Here is a 4,316-nt window from a genome sequence, read left to right on the forward strand (position 1 = left end):
TACACAAAGACTTGAGGTATTTTGCAACTCGCCAATAGAGAAACCAATATTATTTACTATTAATTAAATAACTCAAAAAACTCTTCAATACACCACTTTGCGAACTAACCTACCACAAAGATGAGAAGTTAAAGAAAGTGCCATTCGACTTATAGTAATCCGATTTGATTCCTGAAATTATCTGCGTAGGTAGGGAACAGGGAACAGGAAATAGGGAACAGAAAAGAAGGGTATAGATGTGTACTGAATCTTGTTCAAAAATCAAATAGGAGTCCTATAGATAGTTTGAGATAGTTAAATTCAGTGCTACGTACAAGTCAATCAAATGGTGAATCTTCGAGAAATATTACTCTTCTTCAAGGGTAATGGATAAAGTATGCCGAAAAAGTCAATCTTGAACCCAGTTATTTGTGCTTTCGAACAGCACAAATAGCAACTGGAGAACTGAAGTTACTGAAAAAATCGATTTAGGTAAGTAAAACTTATGGCAAATATCATTGGAACCATCGGTAATGACACCCTAGTGGGCAGTGAGTTAGCGGATACGATAAACGGTAAAGCAGGTAACGATACCATTACAGCTAACGAAGGCGATAACACCGTGACTGGTGGAGGTGGTAAGGATCTATTTGTTTACAACAACTATTACAACACTGATACCATCACCGATTTCAGTGGTGTAGGTAAAGGAACAAACCCGACAGCATCTGTCATTACGAAAGTAGATACCATCAAATTTCAAGGTGCTGGCTTGAGTGCCCAAAATATGTTGCTCACTCAAAACGGCAGCAATCTGGAAATTACCTTTGATGGGGTGTTTGGCAAAGTTATCTTGGAAAACTTTGCCCTGTAAAACCTGGAAAACCTGAGCAAATCTACTGGAGCCACTGTCGGGTTGGGCAATATCTTATTTGATGGACAAACTAGCATCACAGACAGCTTTGATGTCTTCAATGCCAACTCCACCCAAAACACAATCTTCAACAAAAACACAGCCACATTCCTTAACGACCTATCCAACAATGTCAGCGGCTTTGACCACTCAAATGATGTGATTAATGGTCAGGGGGGTAATGACCGCATCGACGGTAAAAGTGGTAATGATTTTTTGAGGGGTGGTTTGGGCAACGATACTCTCATTGCTGCTTATGTAGCTGCTGATGTAATAAATCTAATTTAAGGCCATAAACAATTTGTCAATCAGTAATGGTTGGCAAAAATATACCTTGTTGTGCATTGATAATGTAAGTAGATGTAGAGCCGATTTCTTTGTTAAAGATGACTTTTCTCAGCACTGACATAATTCACGCCTTGAGAGTACAGCCTGAAATGGACTCTGCCAAAAAAGCTATTTGCTGAGTAAATTGGGATATAGATGCGGAAAATTTTTCTGTGTAAACTTGACCAGCAAATGGTAATGAAAAACTATTATCAAGATTTTTTAATTCGTGATTGGGTGAAAAGCGATCGCACAAGAGCCGCTGAAGTCATCAGTTATGTGTTATCAGAATACGGTCTGGCTTGGGAACCCAAGGGTGCTGACCAAGATGTGCTGCGAGTAGAGGAATGTTATTTAGCTACTGGGGGAGAGTTTTGGGTAATTGAACACCAAAGTCAGTTAGTAGGTACTGGAGCATACTACCCCATACACCGGGGTGAAAAGGCTGTAGAAATCCGCAAAATGTATCTTTTACCCAGCATCAGGGGTTTGGGATTAGGGAAATATTTGTTACAACAGCTAGAAGCAGCGATCGCAAAGCGTGGTTTTCAGCAAATTTGGATTGAAACCGCCAGCGTTTTGGTGGAAGCAGTCAAGCTGTATGAAAGCAATGGCTACACTCCAGCAACAGGAGTAGAAACAACAAGGTGCGATCGCGTGTATGTTAAGTCATTGGTCAAAGACTAATGACTAATGACTAATGACAAAGGACAAAGGACAAAGGACAATTCTAAATGCACCCTTGGATTAAAAATCTCACAGGCTTACTCAATCTTTTTCTCCAATCCCATTGCCCTCTATGCCAACGCGCAACTTCCCAAGAATTCTGTCAGAACTGCACCAGACAACTGCAAAAATGTCAACGTAAAGACCCGATTTCTCTATGGCAAGAGCCTATACCAGTGTTTGGCTGGGGGGAATATGGTGGCCCAGTGAAACGAGCGATCGCAGCGATGAAATATGAAAATCAACCCCAAATAGCTCGTCCTTTGGGTCAATGGTTAGGGGAAGCATGGTTGTTAAATTCACCGAAGCGAGATAGCCAGCCTATAGTAGTTCCTATCCCACTTCACGCTAGCAAACAAAAACAACGTAAATACAATCAAGCCGCACTGATAGCACAAAGTTTCTGCGAAATAACTGGATTAAAATTGAAACTAAACGGTTTAGCAAGAGTGCGAGAAACTGAAGCGCAGTTTGGTTTGTCGGTATCTAAACGAGAAAAAAACTTGAACCAAGCTTTTGCTATTGGGCAAGAATTTCGCCATCGTCCTCCAAATGTCCCAGTGCTGTTAGTGGACGACATTTATACTACTGGTGCTACTGCCAGGTCTGCTGTGCAAACACTTCGTCAGTATGGAATTGTGGTCTTAGGATTAGTTGCTGTAGCCACTGCCGTCAAAGACGGATAAATTAAGAAGCAATAGGCAAGCTTTGACAGATAAGTGTATAAATTGACCGAATTACCCTATTTTTGTAGAAAAATTGCTTGAAATGTATGAATAAAGTTTTGGCGGCAGGTTTAAAACAACTCATCATCATTCCTGCCACATTGCTGGCAATAGGCATTAGTACAAATGCAGCTGTTGCTCAAAATAAATTGTATAGTCCAATACCTTTATCTAACAGTACTGAACTTTCCGATAGCCTGTCCGACAAAGATATTCCCACAGGTCAAGGTGGGTTTGCGCGTGATTACACTGTGAGGTTGCAGAAGGGCGATAATTTAGCAGTTGACCTGTCATCGGAAAACTTTGACAGCATCATCACACTGCTGGCACCTGATGGTTCGACTCTAGCAGAAAATGATGATGGCCCTGATGGTAGTAGCAATTCCTTACTCTTTACTCGCATCGTGGAGACAGGGAGTTATGTTATTCGTGTCCGGTCTTTTGGGGAAACTGGAGTTGGGACTTTTAAACTCAAAGTGACAAAGTTGCAACCGATTAAATGAAGTAGTCATTTGTCATTTGTCATTTGTCATTTGTCATTTGTCATTGGGCATTGGGCATTGGGCATGGGAAAGACTTACTGCTACTGGTACTTCTCCTCTGCTCCTCTGCTCCTCTGCTCCCTTTCTTAAAAAGCGGTCAATACACAGAGAAATAAGGCTTCAGTCCACTCAACGACTGCGCCGTAGGTATCTCCTGTATGTCCGCCTAGTTTATGGTTGAACCATGCACCAGTTAAAGTGGCGATCGCACTTCCAACAACTATCATTGTCAGTGCGAGAAATAGCTGTTGTTTATCTATGAGCCAAAGTAAACCACTCAAACTAAACAACAACAACAATCCCGGTAACAAATCTTTGTAAGAGCGAATGGCTTGTTTGTGAAATGCGCCTTTACCAGTTGCTTTCAGATAAGGATATCGCGCGATCGCTAATTGTTGTCCCCAACGTCCCCAGCCACAAGCAGCCATCAGCAATAACCAACGGTTTTCTGGCATATCCGTCAAAGCTGTTATTTTCAGTATCACCAAGGCGATCGCAGCCATTGCTCCAAAGGCTCCTGTAGCACTATCTGCCATCACCTCCAATCGCCGATCTGGGTCGCCTACTGCTAAACCATCGGCAGTATCCATTGCCCCATCTAAGTGTAATCCTCCAGTTATGGCAATCCAAACACTTACTACCAAAGCACTACGAGTTAACACGGGCATCCCCAGATAATCCATCCCTGTATCCAGAAACCCTAAAATTCCCCCGATTATCAATCCTACAAGGGAAGCAAGATGTGCTACTCCCCTAAAGTCCAATCCGTTTAAATACGGCAGTGGAATACTACTGTAAAATATGATACCAGCCGCCAGCTTTAACAGCAGCTTTTTCCACCACTGTTGCTGTTTCGTCATCTGAATTACATTAATTTTTGGTAAATTGCTGGATAATAGTCATAATTTCGGTACAACCGACATCAGTAGACTTTAAAACTTTAAATAAGATTTACTTCTATTAAACATTCTCGTTGAAAATTTTGTTATGCTGGTCTAAGTGGTAAATGAATAACTTATGTTACTTTTTATACAAAAATGAGTAACTTAGGAAGTAAAAATTCCATCAAGGAGCAAAATTTGTGTCTTGTATTTAACTAAAAAC

The 4,316-nt window shown here is 41.2% G+C and carries 6 protein-coding genes; 5 read left to right on the forward strand and 1 reads right to left on the reverse strand.

Features of this window, described 5'->3' with window-relative positions:
* Window positions 1-484: 484 nt before the first annotated feature.
* The 5 genes from IQ229_RS24715 (at window position 485) to IQ229_RS15240 (ending at window position 3,173) form a co-directional block, all read left to right on the forward strand.
* Window positions 485-853: a calcium-binding protein gene (locus IQ229_RS24715; protein WP_322743995.1), complete on the forward strand. Its 369-nt coding sequence runs from the start codon at window positions 485-487 to the stop codon at window positions 851-853.
* 42 nt (window positions 854-895) lie between these two features.
* Window positions 896-1,180, forward strand: coding sequence for a hypothetical protein (locus IQ229_RS24720; protein ID WP_322743996.1), 285 nt, complete (start codon window positions 896-898; stop codon window positions 1,178-1,180).
* Window positions 1,181-1,417: 237 nt separating this feature from the next.
* A complete protein-coding gene (locus IQ229_RS15230; protein WP_194045000.1) occupies window positions 1,418-1,906 on the forward strand; it encodes a GNAT family N-acetyltransferase in 489 nt (162 codons plus the stop codon).
* A 47-nt stretch (window positions 1,907-1,953) separates the two neighbouring features.
* Window positions 1,954-2,631 carry a ComF family protein gene (locus IQ229_RS15235; RefSeq protein WP_194045002.1) on the forward strand — a complete coding sequence of 226 codons (678 nt, stop codon included), beginning with the start codon at window positions 1,954-1,956 and terminating at the stop codon, window positions 2,629-2,631.
* An 86-nt stretch (window positions 2,632-2,717) separates the two neighbouring features.
* On the forward strand, window positions 2,718-3,173 hold the full coding sequence (locus tag IQ229_RS15240; protein WP_194045004.1) for a PPC domain-containing protein: 456 nt from the start codon (window positions 2,718-2,720) through the stop codon (window positions 3,171-3,173).
* A 125-nt stretch (window positions 3,174-3,298) separates the two neighbouring features.
* Here IQ229_RS15240 and cobS read toward each other — a convergent pair whose 3' ends face one another.
* Complete coding sequence (gene cobS, locus IQ229_RS15245; RefSeq protein ID WP_194045006.1) at window positions 3,299-4,072, reverse strand: adenosylcobinamide-GDP ribazoletransferase; 774 nt, start codon at window positions 4,070-4,072, stop codon at window positions 3,299-3,301.
* Window positions 4,073-4,316 lie beyond the last annotated feature (244 nt).

It is taken from the genome of Nostoc cf. edaphicum LEGE 07299 (genome assembly GCF_015207245.1).
GTDB lineage: Bacteria > Cyanobacteriota > Cyanobacteriia > Cyanobacteriales > Nostocaceae > Nostoc > Nostoc edaphicum_B.

Coding starts and splice junctions, on each gene's coding strand:
- IQ229_RS24715 (WP_322743995.1), top strand. CDS start 485: ATGGCAAATATCATTGGAACCATCGGTAATGACACCCTAGTGGGCAGT.
- IQ229_RS15230 (WP_194045000.1), top strand. CDS start 1,418: ATGAAAAACTATTATCAAGATTTTTTAATTCGTGATTGGGTGAAAAGC.
- IQ229_RS15235 (WP_194045002.1), top strand. CDS start 1,954: ATGCACCCTTGGATTAAAAATCTCACAGGCTTACTCAATCTTTTTCTC.
- IQ229_RS15240 (WP_194045004.1), top strand. CDS start 2,718: ATGAATAAAGTTTTGGCGGCAGGTTTAAAACAACTCATCATCATTCCT.
- cobS (WP_194045006.1), bottom strand. CDS start 4,072: ATGACGAAACAGCAACAGTGGTGGAAAAAGCTGCTGTTAAAGCTGGCG.